Genomic DNA, 17,820 nt, shown 5'->3' on the forward strand with positions numbered 1-17,820 from the left:
TGGAAAACTAAAAAAATATTGTGAATAGCATTAACAAATGCTAATAGCATATTAATAATCAAGGAAGGCTATACATAAAATAACTTTTCAGAGAAAAGTTAAAGTGGGTATGAATAGGTAAAATGAAGTAAAGAAATGAAAATATCTTCCCCTATAAACTCGATACAAATACTCAATATACAATATTGATAATAACAATTCTAAATAGATATTGGTATCTATTAGATATGCCTTAAGAATTCACCTTTGCACGTATACGGCTGAGTGTTTCGGCAGTCATTCCCAGCATAGAAGCTATATATTGTAAAGGAACTTGATTGAAAAGGTGTTTATTAGCTTCAAAATAATTGTTATATCGCTGTTCTGCTGTTGAAGAGATAAAATCGAGAACCCGATTTTCAAGCATAATGAAACATTTACTAATAAATCTTTTTTCTAAGATATTCCACTGTGGAATATTCTTTTCGAAGGTTAGATAATCAGACTTCTTTAAAGTGAACATCTTGACATCAGTCAGTGCTTGTATTTGCCAACGTGCAGGTACGTCCAATACAAAAGAGGCCAGATCAGTCATAAAGTATCCCGCATCCCCAATCCATTGCGTTACTTCCTTTCCCTCCCTAAAAGCATAAACACGAACAATACCAGACTGAATAAAGCTAAGTCTTGTACAGCGTTGCCCCATACTCAAAAACAATTCTCCTTTATTCAATTTTTCTTCGACAAAATAATTTGCTATAAAATCGACTTCGTCAGCATCTACATCAAATGTATTTCTTAGTACTTCTTTAAAATTATTTTGATTGTTCATTTTTCAGGCGTAAGTAAGTTATATTAAATATAATAACAGCAATAAAAATCAAAGTATATGCTAACACTTGATTTAAATTAATTGTTTCCTTGAAATAAAATATCGCTAATAAAAAAGCAATTATAGGATTTATATATAATAAAACACCTACTATAGACGAACTAAGTCCTTTGAGGGCATACATATTTAGAAATAAAGGAACAATCGTAAATAAAACTGCTATCAAAAGCACTAATTCATAAAACAAATTTGAATGTACAACATTTACCGAGCCTGAATAACCATAAGGAACCAAGATTAAAGCACTAATAACAATATGAATAGTAAGCGTAAAGAACCTATCGAAATAGATATTTACTTTTTGCAAGATTATATATACAGCATAGCTCAGTGCAATGATAATACTATAGAACATATCTATAAAATATCCTAAGCTTAGAATCAGGCAACTGATAACACTCAGAATAACAGCAAACCACTGCCATTTATGAAGCTTCTCTTTGAGAAATAAAGCGGCCAATACTGTTGTCAAAATTGGGCAGATGAGGTAAGCTAAGGATGTAGCCTTAACACTGACATCATTCATCACATAGATGTATAAGTACCAATTAAAAGCTAGTGCAACAGCACTAACAATTGCATGAAGGATGGCTTTTTGTTTAAAGGAAGGACTTAAAGAGTTAAATTGATTTATACTTTGCTTGGTAATTTTCCAGCGAAACAGCAAACTTCCCGAAACAATTATAATTGCTGCAAATCCAACACGATAAACTAATATATCCATCGCCTCATAATCGCTTAATGGTTTCAAGACCAAACTAAAGCAGCCCCAGACAACAAAAGAAAACAAGGCTGCAGCATAATACTTAAGCTGCATAAAAATTAGATTAAAGTTGGATTAAATGTTCTTAGAGAATAATAAATTCCTCTACAATGACATGCCCGACATGTTCATTAACACGGCCAATAATTTGCTTGCGCATTAATGTCAACTCGTGTTTGATAACAGCAGATTCTACTTTTACATAGAGTTTTTTGTCTCTAATATATATATTTTGTGTACGATTGGCGATAGAAGAACCTATCAAATCATTCCATACTGCTACGATAGAAGACTCGTCAAACTTTCGACGAAGACGATATACCTCGAGCCATTTTTCTACGGCTTGTTTCATACTAATATCATCTCTAGTTGGAATTTCATCAAATTTCCTCTTATACATATACCTGCCCTCCAGTTATATCAAAGATACGTATTGGCTGGGCTATTTCGTCGAATATTTTACGAATTCTTATCGGGTCAGTATCGGTTATAAAAATCTGTCCAAACTCTTCGTCAGAAACCATTTGCATTAATTTTTTGGTACGTCGATCATCCAACTTGTCGAATATATCATCCAATAATAGTAAAGGTTTGAATTTATTTTGCTCTTGCAAGAATTTATACTGCGCTAATTTCAATGCAATAAGAAAAGATTTCTGTTGTCCTTGGGAGCCGAATTTCTTTAAAGGCATTTCGCCATGAATCGTAAAGACCAAATCATCTTTGTGAATACCTTGGGTAGTACGCTCGAGATGTCTATCGCGGTCTACAGAACCTTCTAAAAGACGCATAAAATCATCATTATGCAATTGGGAGTCATAGGTAAGATTTACGACTTCAGCTTCACCAGTGAGATAGGTATAGTGACGTTGAAAAGCGGGATTAAATTCTTCCATAAACTGCTTGCGCCGTAAATAAATAATCTCTCCTACCTCCACAAGCTGCATGTTCAAAACTTCCAAAAGTCCAATATCAAAAACACCCTTTTCCTTGATATTCTTTAATAAAGTATTACGTTGTAATAGAATTTTATTATACGCAATGAGTTTATCTAAATAGCGGTTATCCGTCTGGGAGATAACATTATCAATGAATTTACGTCGCTCTTCGGACCCTTCTGTTATAATTTCACTATCATTAGGTGATATCATAACCAATGGAAATTGGCCAATATGATCTGCCAAGCGTGGATAATCTTTTTTATTACGTTTAAATTGTTTTTTTTGATTACGCTTTAGGCTACAAGAAATAGAATCTAAACGTTCATTGCGTTCAAAATCACCTTGAACCATAAACCATTCTTCACCTTTTTTGATATGTTGCGAATCAATAGGATTAAAATATGATTTACAAAGAGACAGATAGTGAATAGCATCCAGCAAATTTGTCTTCCCTGCACCATTCTCCCCCGTAAACGCGTTTACATGGGGCAAGAAAGTCAAAGTAGATTCTGTATAGTTCTTAAAATTTAAGACGGAAAGTTGCTTTAGCCACATGCTACAAAGTAAAAATTAAAATATCAAAAGGTAAAATTAAAACAGCACAAATAATGGTATTTCACAAAAAAAAGCAAGAAAATGGTTAGATAACCGTATTCTTGCTTGGACTTTTCGTTCTATTATATGATTATTTTACTTCTTCGAAGTCAATAAATTCACCTGCCGTCTGAGCACCTTTACCTCTTTCTTCGACTTGAGGGACATATTCTACTTTCAATTGCCCATCGGACTTATTGGTATTACGTTGCTCTTGCTGGGCATTAGTATTTTGATGGCCAAATGGTGCTCCAGTGCCATACGTATATGTAAATCCTCCTTGACCTTGTTGTGCTTTTTTCATCATACGTTCTGTAAATTTTTTCAAGGCATACGGTAATAGTAAACGCATTGAAAATTTAAAAACGTAATAAAATAAAACAAGTGATAATATAAAATAAATAGCTGTCATCTTCTAAACTCTGTTTATTCAAATATAATAAAGATATAAAATGATATCGTCAAACTAATGTCAGACTCGAAAGCTTAACATTTATTAAGACTTTGCTTTTAAAATAGCATTATATAATTCCTCTTGTTTGTACGTACCAATAATATATATTAATCCATCTCGATCTGTCAACCATACAGCATCTTTGCCACCAGCATAAAAACGTATCTTTCCATTCTTATGTAGATTATATACCGGGTTGTTAAAAATGTATTTACTATAATCTCTCTTCTCTACTTTAGTAATTGATGAAAGGTCAATTTTAACTAAACTCGTCGTCCATAGACCACTCATCTTGACACTATTAGGAGACACAACGGTCTTATAATGTACTAAATACATCATTATAATAGAAACAAAGATAATACAGCTTCCTACAATAAAAAATAATTGCCTAGAAGCTAAATGATCCATATTCAAATAATAAACGATAAAACAGAATAATGCCAAAATCAACCTTACACTGATCCATGTTTTATCTCTACCTAAATATTGTCGCTCCACAAAAAGCGTATCCTGATCCATAATAATTATTTAATGAAATACTAATTTAAGGACTTTTTTCGTCATTTGAGTAATCTTATATCGATCATCTAGCTGAAATCCTACTATCCACATAATATCACCATTGCCATTTACCAAAATCGGTGTTTGAGCCTTTGCTAATACATTGACTTTACGTTGAATAAAAAAATCACTCAATTTCTTTCTGCCATTCATACCCAAGGGTTGAAAAAAATCACCTTCTTGCCAGCTACGAATCATTATGGGAAATATAATTTTTTCCATATCTAACTGAGCTACATTAGCTAATGCTTCTATACTACAGTCTTCAGAGGAAGAGATCTCTAGCTGGTGGCTCCCCCAATGGTATTTATTAGTGCTAATATCATCAATAACAACAGAAGCATTAGCTGTTAATTTCCTCTTTAATACTAATGTGCTCCTATCTGATAACAGTATAAACTCATCAGATTCAAAAATACGACCAGATTCTCCATTCAATGAGGCATACATATCTTCTAAAACAGGCTTAGTAAAATGAAAAGGCTCAAAAAGTAAATAAAGAAGAGCTATCTTCTTATTTGCGATAAACGATTTATCAATTTCCCAAGTATCCTCCTTGGTGGGAATAAAAATATCGTTACGCAATTCACAAACAAAATCATCTAATACAGTAATGGACTCCTGAAATCGAGATATGTTTTCATCCATCACAGCAATAAACTCGGGGTTCAGTTTTTCAAACTCCGGAATGATATCTAATCGTATTTTATTACGTGCATATTTATTACAGAAATTGGAAGAATCGTCGCGAAAAGGGATACTTAGCTTGCTTACCAACTGACTAATATCTCTAGCTTCTAAAAATAACAAAGGACGAATTATATAATCTCTTATTTTCTGGATTCCTCCTAAACCACGAATGCCTGTTCCACGCGTCAAATTAAGTAAAACAGTTTCCACATGATCATTTTTGTGTTGTGCTATTGCTATAACAACACACTTGTGGAGTAATCTCAACTCTTCAAACCAAGCATATCGTAACTCACGTGCAGCCACTTGGATAGAGACTTTATGCTGCTGTGCATACTGTTTGGTATCAAAATGCTTTATATGAAGAGGGATATTATGAGTAGCGGCGTATTTGCGTACTAAATCTTCATCGCCATCCGACTCTTCCCCACGCAGATTAAAATTACAATGCGCTATTTCAACAGAAAAACCAGCTTGAATAAATAACGACAACATCAACATCGAATCTTTGCCCCCACTTACAGCGCACAATACCTTATCACACTGATTGACAAGCTTATTATCAAAAAGATAACGATTAAATTGTTCCAAAATATCCATTATTCAAAAATAGCTATTATTAATCGTATTTATTTACCCCTAAAAAACTACAATTAACATTTTTTTGCTATTAAAATATATATTTTTGTTGATGTGAAGTATATCTATTTTTTTTTATTTATCGTACTAAATTCTTTGTCGCTTGTTGTCCAAGCGCAACAAGGAAGACTTAATCAAGTTTCGTCCAAATACACATGGATCAAGGACCAGAATAAATGGGTCGCGATCAATGGTGTTTATGAACAAAATGGTAATACCCTGTCTTCGGATAGCTCGATTATGTTTGAAGATAATATCAAACGTCAATTTTTTGATGCTTTTAATAATGTGGTTATTACACAACCATCAGGTACAGTAATATATGCCAACAAACTTCATTATGATGCCCTAGCACAAATCGCGGTATTAACAGGCAATGTACGTCTCGTGAGCAGCAATTCTGTATTGACTACAAACCACCTTACCTACAATCTACGTTCTAAAACAGGAACCTATATCAACGGAGGAAGGATAGAATCTCAAGCAGATACAATTACATCACAGCGAGCGTATTATTTTGAAACTGTAGGTGATGCTTTCTTTCGCGGCAAAGTAATCGTGCGTACACCTAATGTGAAAGTTTATACTGATTCAATGAATTATAATCAGATCAATAAAAACACATACTTCTTTGGTCCTACCGAAATAAAAGGGAATAATAAAGAAAATCTTTATACAGAAAAAGGTGTTTATAACACAGAAACAGGTATTGCAAAATTTAGTAAAAATAACTTATACAATGAGGGAAGTAAATTCTTGTCAGGGGATTCTTTATACTACAGCAGAGATAAGGGAATCGGCGAAGCCTATAAAAATGTTGTATTCGTAGATACTGTAGACAAATTTTATGCCTATGGCAATAAAGGTGTATATACCCAAGCAGATGAATCTATCTTAATGACAGAGAAACCATATATCATTACCCTCGTGAAAAATGATAGCACTTCCACCGCAAAAGATAGCACGACAAGTGAGCCTAAAGCAATCCGACAAACGGACTTAAAAGGGAATAAAACAACGAGCAAAGAGAATAACCAAGAGCTCAAATCATCTGATGATATAAAAGATAAAGACGTTATTGAAGAAATAGTCATTACCGATACTTTAGTGACCGCGAATAACAAATTGCCAAAAGAGCAGGCTTCCGTAGATTCTATCTATATGACAGCGGACACCTTATTCTCGAGGATGATTCTTGTTAAAGATTATCACCCGCTAAACTTAAATCTTAATAGAGATGGTGGCCCTATAGATGAGGTCATAGATGTAGACTATGGTGATGACGATGATATCATTACGGACTCCATATCCATAAACAACGATGTAGATAGGGATAATTTTGTGGCAAACAGCCAAAAATCGGTCATAGAAGCGAAAGATAATATTAAGTCAGCTGGCAAAGCTACAGTCAAGAAAAACACGAATAAAGATAAGCAGAAGGAGCCATTATCAATAGATAAAACCCTTCAAGCAGATTCAATCTTACGTAAAAATGCTGTAATCCCGATTGCCAATCAGCGCGATAGCATTATAAACAAAGCTATAAAAACGGCACAAACACCGGACAGCATAAAAACTACTAAAGATACATTGACTACCGCTGGCATAGATACTGCAAAAACACGTATCGTAAAGGCCTTCTACAATGTACGCTTATTTAAATCTGACCTACAAGCAGTTGCCGATTCGGTATACTATGGAATGCAGGACTCTATGTTTAGATTTATGGGAAGGCCAATGATATGGGCACAGGGCTCACAAATATCGGCAGACACCATATTTATGCAGATCGTAAATCAGAAGATGGATAATGCTTTATTGAAAGACAATGCTTTTATGGTAAATGTAGTCTTAGATACTGTTAAGTTCAACCAAATGAAAGGTCGTAAGATTACCGCTTTCTTTGCGAATAACAGTATTGATAGACTTTATGTAGATGGTAACGCAGAAAATCTAATCTTCGTAACGAACGAAAAGACAAAAATCATTACAGAGATGTTTCATGATCGTGGTGGACGAATCAAAATAAAAATGGACAACAATGAAATTATCGATTATTTAAGCATTAAAAAAGTTGATCAAAAGATCTATCCATTAGGATTAGTTACAGCGGAAAATGAAATTCTTCCAGGCTTTATTTGGCGTCCTCAGGATCGACCTACTTCTAAAGAAGACTTACTAAATCGTAAAAGAGAACTTCCCAAAGACGAGGATTTAAATCAAAAAAAGAACGAAAAAAACAAACAACCGAACGAAGAGTTAATAGACGAGAATACCATCTAAAGACTTATAAAACATAAAAGCTTCCTCTTTAAGAAGAGGAAGCTTTTATGTTTAAGCTGACCAAGGGCTATACTACCCTTCAGTATAAATCTTTTTCATAAGGGCTATATCCACATTTAATACGGAAGTTAAATAATTTTGAACGGTATCATATTTCTCCACAATAGCATCCTTAGCCGCATTCAAATAGGCCGATTGGACCATAAATAAGTCAGCATATTTAGGGTTTTGGTTGATATAAACAGCGTATTTATCTTTCAAAAATTCATTAGACAATAAATAATCAGATTCAATAGCTTCATTACTCACATTCAAAGCTTCTAAAATCAAAAAGGTGGCTATCCCTGTTCTATCTTTACCTGCTGTACAATGGTAAATAATAGCAGTATTGGTGGGTTGCTGAATAATCTGAAAAAACTTAATAAACTCTTCAATGGCATTTGCTCCTAACACTAAATCTTTATAGAATTCTAGCATTAGCTTCTTGAGATCGGACGTTCCTTTTTGTATTTCTGCAACAAAGGCATCCATATTAGCAGACAATATATTTAAATGAATCTCATGCTTGCAGGTTGTAGGTACCAAATCAACAGATTGAGCACGCTCTTGATCCGTTCTAAAATCTACTACCGTTTGTACATTCAGCTGTGCTAATAATTCCAAATCATCAGGTTTCAAATTGTTCAATTCATCCGTTCTGAAGAGCAATCCTTTTTTGACTGTTGTTCCATCCAGAGTATTCAAACCACCTAAATCCCTAAAATTATAACCACCCTGTACCTTTAGTATTCTACTCGCATTCAAATCGTCCATAATTAATGTCATTATTGTATATTATATGTAATAGAGTAACAATAGTAGATTTAAATTGTTTACAAAGAAATCGCCCTCAAAAGAGTGAACTCTTGAGGGCGACAACTATTTCTATATAAATCTTATCACTTATAGTAAAGAAGTCAATACAGATACCGCTTCAGAAGACAATTTATTTGATACAGCAGTAGCTGCAGTTGTTGTAGCAGTAGTAGTAGCTACTTGTTTAAGATTATCTACGAATGATGTATATTTTGACTCGCCCAAAGAAGAAGAGATATTTGATAATGTAGAAGTCTTTAAATTCGCTAATTGAGAGGCCGCATTTGTCACTTTACTCAATTGTTGATATTTAGTGATATAATTTGTTAACGAACTTGTCAAAGTACTTTTCTGCGTATTTGTCAAGCCCAAAGAATTCGCCAAAGAAACAATCTCATTTACCGTATTAGCAACATTAGATATATTCGTAATTGCTGTAGTAGTAGAGGCTGTAGAGGAAAGCAAATTTGATGATGATGAACAGCTACCTAAGAAAACTAACATCGCAGATGCTAAGAACACTTTTTTCATGATTTGATATTTTTTAAATTGTGCCAAAGGTACAAAAGTGCTGTGTTAACTAACGTAAAACAATAAAAAATATCAATTATAAATTCTTTAAATATTCAGCCATTTTAGAAACAGCTATTGACCTGTGACTAATCGCATTTTTTTCCTCCGGGGACATTTCTGCAAAAGTTATATCATAGCCATTAGGAATAAAAATAGGATCATAACCAAAGCCTTTCACACCTTTTCTTTCTTTTATAATAGTACCTTCTATAGCACCTTCAAAAAACAATTGTTTTTCATTAAGATACAAGGAAATAACAGTCTTGAAACGTGCCGTTCTATTCGCTGTATCTCCCAATTTTTCCAATACTAGATCAATATTTTGCTCCATATCACGAGTACCCGAATAACGAGCAGAGTAAACACCAGGCTCCCCATTCAAGGCGTCAATCTCTAAGCCTGAATCATCGCCAAAACAATACAATCCATATTTATTAACTAAGTAATCAGTCTTTTGTTGTGCATTTTCTTGGAAAGTAATCCCCGTTTCGGGAATATCATCCTGGCAATCAATATCGTGTAACGATTTAAGGCAAAATTTATCGCCTACCATAGCTTGTACTTCTTCAAGCTTATGTGCATTATTTGTCGCAAATACCAATTCTATCATAGTGTAAAGTAAAAAGTAAAAAATGAAAAGTAAAAAATAAGTTTGTAAAAAGGAACTTAAACAAAGATTGTAAAACTTCTTATTTTGAAAAGTAGGGAATAATACCGCAAACAAGATGTGGTCAAAGAAAACTAACTACCCAAAAAATACAAAGCGAAAATATTAAAATTTAAGAACCTATAAAGGTTTTAAATTCTCCCCAGAAAAGTTTCTTTTTGTTGACATCAGCAAACATCTCTTCAAAAGAGAATGTATTGAAAACTGTGGCGACACGCCCTTTCATATACGAGTTATGTGCAATTTCTGGAAGGACAAGAGATTTGGGTTCTACCCCTAATAAGGTAATTTTGCTTGGCGTAAAGAACTGCATTATCCTTTTGAACTCATTTGGATTTTGAGGATTCGCAAGATTAACGACCGCAACAGTCTCTGGAGTAAGGCCTAGTGCAGCAATTGTTTTTGCAAAAGCCTCCGCTGCCTGCGGGGAGAAATAAGGATAATCGGGATATCTAAGGATGAATAAAATACCCGTTGACTTATCCCCTTGATATACAAACTCTTCATCTGAGGTATCAAAGGAAACAACAGAACTATTAGATTCTGCAGTATGGAGCATTTCAGGTACCTCAAATCCTGCCGTGAAAATCGTGTCCGACATCAAAGCTTGTAAAGCGATAGGATTATCTGTAATAAGATTGCTCATAATGGTATTAAAAAATAGATGTGAGTAAAAGAACAAATCTATTCACTCACATCTACTAGCTATAATTCTATATTATTGACCTAAAACCCAAGCGAATACTAATGGAGCAACAATTGTAGCATCCGATTCGATCATAAATTTAGGCGTATCAATATCTAATTTACCCCATGTAATTTTCTCATTCGGTACCGCACCAGAGTAAGAACCATATGAAGTGGTAGAATCAGAAATCTGACAGAAGTAAGACCAGAAAGGAACATCAGTCCACTCAAGATCTTGGTACATCATAGGCACTACACAGATAGGGAAATCACCAGAAATACCACCTGCAATTTGGAAGAAACCTACACCTTTACCAGCAGAATTAGCACGGTACCATTCTGTCAAGTAGATCATGTATTCGATACCTGATTTTACAGTAGAAGCTTTCAATTTACCTTTAATGACATTTGAAGCGAAGATATTACCTGTCGTAGAATCTTCCCATCCTGGACATACGATAGGCAAGTTTTTCTCTGCCGCCGCAACAATCCAAGAATCCTTAGGATCGATTTCGTAATATTGCTCTAATACACCAGAATTTACAACTTGGTACAAGAACTCATGTGGTAAATAACGCTCACCTTTAGCTTCAGCAGCATGCCATACATCTTCTAAGTGCTCTTGCAAACGACGGAAAGCTTCTTCTTCAGGGATACATGTATCTGTAACACGGTTGAAGTGCGTATCTAATAGTTCGCGCTCTTGCTCTGGCGTTAAATCTCTCCAATTAGGAATACGTTTATAGTGAGAATGTGCTACTAAATTCATCACATCCTCTTCTAAGTTTGCACCTGTACAAGAGATAATATGTACTTTATCTTGGCGAATCATTTCTGCCAAGGAAACACCTAATTCAGCTGTAGACATTGCTCCGCCTAATGAAATCAACATTTTACCCCCTTCTAGTAAGTGTTGCTCATATCCTTTAGCTGCATCTACTAATGCTGCAGCGTTAAAGTGACGGTAGTTGTGCTCAATAAATTGAGAAATTGGACCTTTTGTAGTACTCATCTTTATATGCTTTTTAATAAGTATCACAAAGGTACTGAATAAAATTTATTTTAATATGTTTAAGGGTTTGAAAGAGGAATAAGCAATGCTTTTTTAACAAATGTTAAAAAAGTAACTAAAATTAACACATTGAATACTGTAGCGAATTTAAGAGTAAAAACGTTTTGTTTGAAACCTAAACAATGAAAGAACTCGTAAAACTTATTATCCTATTAATAATAGTTATATTTTTATTTTACGTAGATAAATCTATAACAAACTCTATTCCTAACACTTATACAAAGAATGAAACAATTAAAAAAAATGTATAAAACTAACTTACTTTCTCTTTAATAATTTTGAGAAGAAGAAATAAAAAAAAACTAGAAAAACGACTATTACTATTAGTACACTAATTTCTTCTATACCGATACCCCATGACATTGTATTCATAACACTAAATTACAAAAAAAATGGATGATTATAAATCACCCATTTTTAACATTTACCATTTTATTGTTTTTGAATTACAGCTTTGTATGCACCCGGTGTCAAATCGAGCTCTAAATTATAAGTTCCCGCAGTTGTAATTACGATATCCGCCCCACCTGGAGTAATATCATCTGCAGTACCTCCAAAATTGATCGCCCAATCGTCATTGGCTCTAAATTTAATTTTACCCGGTACAAGATTAAGGGTTACTTGCCATGTATACGAACCTTTGCCACCAATGAAAGTCATATCGGTATCATTATCCCATTCTCCAGGAGTAGCGTCACCTATCACACCCATAGTCAACGGTAACAATTCGTAGGTCAATCCCTCGGCATCCATACGTACTCTATAGAAACCATCCTGAGTTACCGTAATATTACCTGCATCTTCATCTTGTTCAAGTGTCCCCACTGCAGCACCTTTACCGTATGCATTGGTCCAATCGATATTTGTAGGCAAAAATTTGAAGCCATCGCCCGCTACAGTTATATATTCAAAAGTCTCGAACTTAGCTTTACTATCTTCATCATAAAGCGCTAAGGGTGTTGCTAAAGTAGGCTCCCATCCAGCGCCAACCGAACCACCAACGATATACATCTCGGGATTACTTTCTTCAAAAATAATAGGTTTCGATTTTTGTATATTAGCTCCATATTTGACCATTAACAGAGCAGGACCTACCCAAGTTTGGTCCAATGGAATATCAAATTGTTGCGTAGTTATTTTTTTACCATCTGTCAAAGTAACATTTTCTTGCAGTAACACGGTACCGTCTTTAACAATACTAAACTCGAAGGTACTTACATTGTTAGTAATAAATCCCACGTTCAATTTTTTACCTACTTGAATGCTAGCTACAGTAGATTCATTGATAGATACTATCTCATCACTAATTTCATGAGAGACCTTTTTACAGGCCGAAAAAAGTAAGAAAACAGTAGCTATAAATACGACACTTAAAATTCTATTTAAATTTCTCATTTCTCTATGAATTAATTATAACCATCATTTTGACTTAAGCTTGGATTATTGGTCCTTGCTCTTGCCGGAATAGGGAACAATCTTTTGTAGGTTTCGCTTGGATTAGCAGGTTTAAATAACATTGCTTCTTCCCACTTTCCAAAACGAATCATATCCGTACGACGCGTCACCTCAAATGTAAATTCTAATCCCCTTTCTTTATAAATAGCATCTAATGTCAAGGTACCCAATGTAAAATATTTCTCTGGGTTAACGGGGAATGCTCTTTTTCGTACTTCATTAGCGGCTGCTAGTGCTTCAACAGCAGTCCCATTTGTAGCGCCTTGCAAAATTGCTTCTGCTTTCATTAATAACACATCTGCTAACCTAAATACGATAACATCATTGCCCGCATTATTACTCACTTGATTTTTGTCTGGATAATATTTAACGCAGCGTGCTCCTGCCAAACGTCCGCCATCATCTGCTCCACCAATATCAAACTCAGATCCAGGTAATAAATTATAACCATTAGGATTAAAAACAATGTTTATTCCATTATAAACCAATGGTTGTCCTGTAGAATTATATTGTTGCCCATATAGCCATTGCTGTTTACGATTATCGTTATCATCAAAGAGATCAAAATAAGCCGGTTGAGCAGACCATCCATTCCATGGATTTACCGTTAACTCAAAGGTCTCTCTACTGGCATAATGCAATACTTTCATAAACAATGAATTGCCTGTTGCACGAGAAGGATCAAAAGGAATAGAGAAAATAGGCTCTGGATTTGAAGCACCATTATCAGGTTTAAACTGTGCTAAGAAATCATTTTCTAAGGAATACTTACCAGAATTAATAACAGCATTAGTATTCTCTACGACCTTATTCCAATTGGGTGTACCTGTATATACTTGAGCATTCAAATACACTTTTGCTAATAAAGCGTGCGCAAACCATTTGGTAGGTCGTCCATAAGTTGCTTGAGATTTATCTTCGCTCAATTTATCTAAATTTTCTTCCAACTCGGACACAATAAAATTAAACACCTCGGCACGAGGAGCTGTACTTGGCAAGCTAGTATCAGCACCAAAAACCGTCACTAACGGGATATTTCCAAATGTATCCATCATCAAAAAATAATACCAAGCGCGCATGGCCTTAATTTCGGCTAATGTTTGTGTCTTTTGATCAGATTCCTCAGACTTTTCTAATACAGAAAGAACTCTATTACAAGTACCTATTGCATTAAATCCCCAATCCCAAGCATTACGTACGACTTCATGATTTGGCGACCAAGTGTGGAAATGCATATCTCTCCATTTACCACCGTCAAACCAATCGCCACCTCTTGTCGGAATAATTACCTCATCAGAACCGGCCGTTTGTAGGTCAAAATAATCCCCAAAATAGCCCCTTGCTGAAGTATATACAGGTCCTGTGACCGCAACAAACTGCTCTGGTGTTTTTGGAAATGTCTGTTCACTGTATGCTGAATATACATCAGTATCCAATTTTGTACATGATGTCCCTGCCGACACTAATGCGACAAAAAGCAATGTATATAGTTTATTAAATTTCATTGTCATAAGATTAAAAGCTTAAAAACTCAAGTTAACACCTAGGATAAATGATCTTGTCTTTGGATAATAATTTCTATTATCAATACCTGGAGCTAATCCACTCAAGCTAACCTCCGGATCAACACCCGTATAATTCGTTATAGTAAACAAATTTTGCCCTGTCATATATATACGAGCTTGTTTAAAATATTTTGAATTACTAACATTAAACCTATATCCTAAAGTAGCATTGTCCAGTCTAAAGAAAGATCCATCCTCAATGAAGCGACTAGAAGCTATAAGTGGGGTTTCAAAAATTCCTTCTTCTACAGCATCTTTAGATATATTAGTAACATTAGCTTGTCTCAAACGAGATAAATCAGCGCGTGTAGCATTAAAAATCTGATTACCATACATTCCTCTAAAGAAGATATTCAAATCCCATTTTTTATACCTCAAATTATTGTTCCAAGCATAGGTAAATTTTGGCAAAGCGTGACCCATGATCTGATAATCATCAGGAGCAGATATTTGATCTTGTGTAACTAATTCACCTGAAGGCTTTTCATAGATCGTCTTTTCAGCAACATCATCATAACCTATATATTTGGCAACATAGAAAGTGCCTAATGGCTGACCTGGTAATACAATAGCTGCCGTCTGCCCCGTCCATCCATCCAGTCCAATACCACCTTCATAACGTTGGGCTACTCCTATATTGGCAATATTAGAAGCTAAAGACCCTACTTTATTAACGTTTTTGGCAAAATTTACTGTTGTATTATAAGCAAAATTATCATTTGAATATACACGAGCATTTAACACAATTTCTATCCCTTTGTTACTCATACTAGCACCGTTTGCTAACAAACGATTAAATTGATATGGAGGAGAAGGTACGTCATATTCATATAACAAATCTTTGGTATTCTTATCATAGTATTCTACAGATCCACCAATACGTCCTTTGAGGATTTCAAAATCTAAACCTATGTTAAACATAGAAGTAGTTTCCCATTTTAAATCAGGATTATCATTTTGACTCACGCCATAGGCATTGACCCATTGTCCATTGTAATAAAACTGTCCATCACGAGGACCAAAGAGTAATATCTGACGATACGGGTCAATATTTTGATTTCCGGACACCCCATATCCAGCACGCAATTTCAATTCAGAGAATATCTGCTGCTCTTGCATAAACGATTCTTTAGCGATACGCCATGCTCCAGATACAGATGGGAAAGTCGCCCAGCGATTATTGATTCCAAATTTGGAAGAACCATCTTTACGCAATGTAGCGCTCAATAGATATTTGTCATTATAATTGTAGCCTACCCTTCCATAAAAGGACACCAATATAGACTCCAAAATTCTAGGATAATCAGTAAATGGGTTATATCCCTCAGGCAGTGTTCCTAGATTAAGGTTATTAGAACCTAAATCATCCGAACTAAAACCTACCGAAGAAGCCCACATACCATCATTATTTTTTGTTTTCTGGTAAGAATAACCAGCCATAGCATCAAAATTATGCTCATTGATATGGAAGGAATAATTAAGGTAAGATTCTAATATTTGGTCAATATTTTTGAGATTTGTACGGTCACCATATCCACGTCCTAATGCTTTAGAATCGAAATCAGTGCGATGCATATAGTATTTCTTTTCATAATGATTACGTTGGTATGAGAATATATTAGACCAAATCAAACCATCCACAATTGTCAAATCTGCTTTCAAGCTACCTAATAAAGTATTGTTACTTCGAGATTCATCGCGTTGATTCAAAATTGCTACAGGGTTGAAATAATTGGTACGTCCTGGTACTTGAAAATAGCCACCATATCGCTCATATGTTGGAGCATCGGACATAATCGGTGATGTAGGAAGATAACGTGCAGCACCATTAAAAATCCCATAATCTACATGATCCGAATTGTTCATACTATTAGCTATGTTCAATGCTAAATTTAGGCGATTATCAAAAGCTTTTTGGTCTACACCAAAACGTGCTATAACACGCTCCAAATTATTGCGTTTAACAATCCCTTGGTTGTTAAAATAATTGACAGAAGCATTGTAGCGTGTTCCTTCAGAGCCTCCCGTAAGCGATAAATTATGATTATGTGAAAAACCATTTCTAGTGATTTCATCTTGCCAATCAGTATCAGATCCCGTTTCGCTAGGATCTACAACTAAGTTATATTTATTTACAAATGCCGTATGTTCCGCTGCACTCAACACATTGACACGACTAGACACAGATTCTGTAGCAGCATAACCACTGTAAGACAATACAGGTGCACCAGCTTTACCCCTTTTTGTGGTCACAAAAATAACTCCATTAGCAGCCCTAGATCCATAAATAGCAGTAGATGAAGCATCTTTCATCACATCCATAGAAACGATATCGTCAGGCGACACCAATTCAATATTAGCACCTACTATACCATCAATGACATAAAGTGGCGAAGAGCTTGCTGTCAAAGAAGAAGGTCCTCTAAGTTGAATTGTCGCCGAAGAAGTAGGGTCACCACCGGATCTATTAACGGTCAATCCAGCAACTTTACCTGCTAATAACTGATCGGGAGAACTTACTACACCTTTGTTAAATTCCTCTGCACCTACACTAGAAATAGAACCTGAGATTTGTTTTTTCTTAGCTACACCATACCCAATCACTACGACTTCATCAAGATCTTCCGAAGTACTGACTAAAGTAAAGTCTACAATAGTTTCTTTGGAATTTATCTGTATACTTTGGCGAGCCTCTTGATAGCCTATAGCATTAACGACAACAGTATGCTTCCCGACCGAAACATCATTAAGTCGGAAAATACCATTTGCATCGGAGGAAGTAGCTTTGGGAAGATTTAATACTTTAACTGTTGCCCCTGGTACAGGTTGACCATTAGCATCAACTATTTTTCCGGTCAAAAGATTGACTTGCAGGTTTGCATAGGTTACACTTGTTAGACTCATCAATAGAATCATAAAGTATAGCCACAGACACCAACCTTTACAATAAGTAAATTTTCGCATTGTTTGAATGGATTAGTTTAAAATTAGTTTATTGATTTCAACAAGAAAATTTTGATAACTCTCTACGTTGATTTCTGTTTATAATTTGGTGATGTTATTGGGAACGTTCCCAATAGTAGTGGCAAATTATAAATAAAAAATAAATCCTCCAAATAATATCTGCATAAAAAAAATGTGAAATAT

The 17,820-nt window shown here is 34.8% G+C and carries 16 protein-coding genes; 1 reads left to right on the forward strand and 15 read right to left on the reverse strand.

What is annotated here, in order from left to right; translation table 11 throughout:
- Positions 1 to 232: 232 nt before the first annotated feature.
- From IP023_RS04850 to tilS, 7 genes are all read right to left on the reverse strand, one after another.
- The gene (locus IP023_RS04850) at positions 233 to 811 is read right to left on the reverse strand and encodes a Crp/Fnr family transcriptional regulator (protein WP_241789135.1); all 579 of its coding nucleotides are present in this window, start codon (positions 809 to 811) and stop codon (positions 233 to 235) included.
- Entirely contained in the window at positions 795 to 1,688 is an 894-nt protein-coding gene (locus IP023_RS04855) for an EamA family transporter (protein WP_241789136.1), read from the reverse strand. The genes IP023_RS04850 and IP023_RS04855 overlap by 17 nt, the downstream gene beginning before the upstream one ends.
- Positions 1,689 to 1,719: 31 nt before the next feature.
- Entirely contained in the window at positions 1,720 to 2,034 is a 315-nt protein-coding gene (locus IP023_RS04860; protein ID WP_241789137.1) for a DUF721 domain-containing protein, read from the reverse strand.
- A complete protein-coding gene (gene recF, locus IP023_RS04865) occupies positions 2,027 to 3,130 on the reverse strand; it encodes a DNA replication/repair protein RecF (protein ID WP_241789138.1) in 1,104 nt (367 codons plus the stop codon). The genes IP023_RS04860 and recF overlap by 8 nt, the downstream gene beginning before the upstream one ends.
- Before the next feature lie 130 nt (positions 3,131 to 3,260).
- Positions 3,261 to 3,581, reverse strand: coding sequence for a DUF4834 family protein (locus IP023_RS04870; protein WP_394801846.1), 321 nt, complete (start codon positions 3,579 to 3,581; stop codon positions 3,261 to 3,263).
- Positions 3,582 to 3,665: 84 nt separating this feature from the next.
- A complete protein-coding gene (locus IP023_RS04875) occupies positions 3,666 to 4,145 on the reverse strand; it encodes a hypothetical protein (RefSeq protein WP_241789140.1) in 480 nt (159 codons plus the stop codon).
- 9 nt (positions 4,146 to 4,154) lie between these two features.
- On the reverse strand, positions 4,155 to 5,477 hold the full coding sequence (gene tilS / locus IP023_RS04880) for a tRNA lysidine(34) synthetase TilS (RefSeq protein WP_241789141.1): 1,323 nt from the start codon (positions 5,475 to 5,477) through the stop codon (positions 4,155 to 4,157).
- 135 nt (positions 5,478 to 5,612) lie between these two features.
- On the opposite strand from tilS, the gene IP023_RS04885 reads away from it, so the two are divergent.
- On the forward strand, positions 5,613 to 7,799 hold the full coding sequence (locus tag IP023_RS04885; protein WP_241789142.1) for an OstA-like protein: 2,187 nt from the start codon (positions 5,613 to 5,615) through the stop codon (positions 7,797 to 7,799).
- 72 nt (positions 7,800 to 7,871) lie between these two features.
- Here IP023_RS04885 and IP023_RS04890 read toward each other — a convergent pair whose 3' ends face one another.
- The 8 genes from IP023_RS04890 to IP023_RS04925 all read right to left on the reverse strand — a co-directional run bounded on the left by IP023_RS04890 (position 7,872) and on the right by IP023_RS04925 (position 17,577).
- Positions 7,872 to 8,624: a tyrosine-protein phosphatase gene (locus IP023_RS04890; protein WP_241789143.1), complete on the reverse strand. Its 753-nt coding sequence runs from the start codon at positions 8,622 to 8,624 to the stop codon at positions 7,872 to 7,874.
- Between the two features lie 117 nt (positions 8,625 to 8,741).
- On the reverse strand, positions 8,742 to 9,185 hold the full coding sequence (locus tag IP023_RS04895; protein WP_241789144.1) for a hypothetical protein: 444 nt from the start codon (positions 9,183 to 9,185) through the stop codon (positions 8,742 to 8,744).
- Positions 9,186 to 9,261: 76 nt separating this feature from the next.
- A complete protein-coding gene (rdgB, locus tag IP023_RS04900; protein ID WP_241789145.1) occupies positions 9,262 to 9,837 on the reverse strand; it encodes an RdgB/HAM1 family non-canonical purine NTP pyrophosphatase in 576 nt (191 codons plus the stop codon).
- 169 nt (positions 9,838 to 10,006) lie between these two features.
- Positions 10,007 to 10,540, reverse strand: a complete 534-nt coding sequence (locus IP023_RS04905; protein WP_241789146.1) for a hypothetical protein — start codon at positions 10,538 to 10,540, stop codon at positions 10,007 to 10,009.
- A gap of 72 nt (positions 10,541 to 10,612) precedes the next feature.
- Positions 10,613 to 11,593, reverse strand: coding sequence for a deoxyhypusine synthase family protein (locus IP023_RS04910; protein WP_241789147.1), 981 nt, complete (start codon positions 11,591 to 11,593; stop codon positions 10,613 to 10,615).
- A 492-nt stretch (positions 11,594 to 12,085) separates the two neighbouring features.
- Positions 12,086 to 13,048 carry a SusF/SusE family outer membrane protein gene (locus IP023_RS04915; protein WP_241789148.1) on the reverse strand — a complete coding sequence of 321 codons (963 nt, stop codon included), beginning with the start codon at positions 13,046 to 13,048 and terminating at the stop codon, positions 12,086 to 12,088.
- Positions 13,049 to 13,059: 11 nt separating this feature from the next.
- Positions 13,060 to 14,613 carry a RagB/SusD family nutrient uptake outer membrane protein gene (locus IP023_RS04920; protein WP_241789149.1) on the reverse strand — a complete coding sequence of 518 codons (1,554 nt, stop codon included), beginning with the start codon at positions 14,611 to 14,613 and terminating at the stop codon, positions 13,060 to 13,062.
- 18 nt (positions 14,614 to 14,631) lie between these two features.
- Positions 14,632 to 17,577: a SusC/RagA family TonB-linked outer membrane protein gene (locus IP023_RS04925; RefSeq protein ID WP_241789150.1), complete on the reverse strand. Its 2,946-nt coding sequence runs from the start codon at positions 17,575 to 17,577 to the stop codon at positions 14,632 to 14,634.
- Positions 17,578 to 17,820: the final 243 nt, after the last annotated feature.

This window comes from Sphingobacterium rhinopitheci (assembly GCF_022627575.1).
Lineage (GTDB): Bacteria > Bacteroidota > Bacteroidia > Sphingobacteriales > Sphingobacteriaceae > Sphingobacterium > Sphingobacterium rhinopitheci.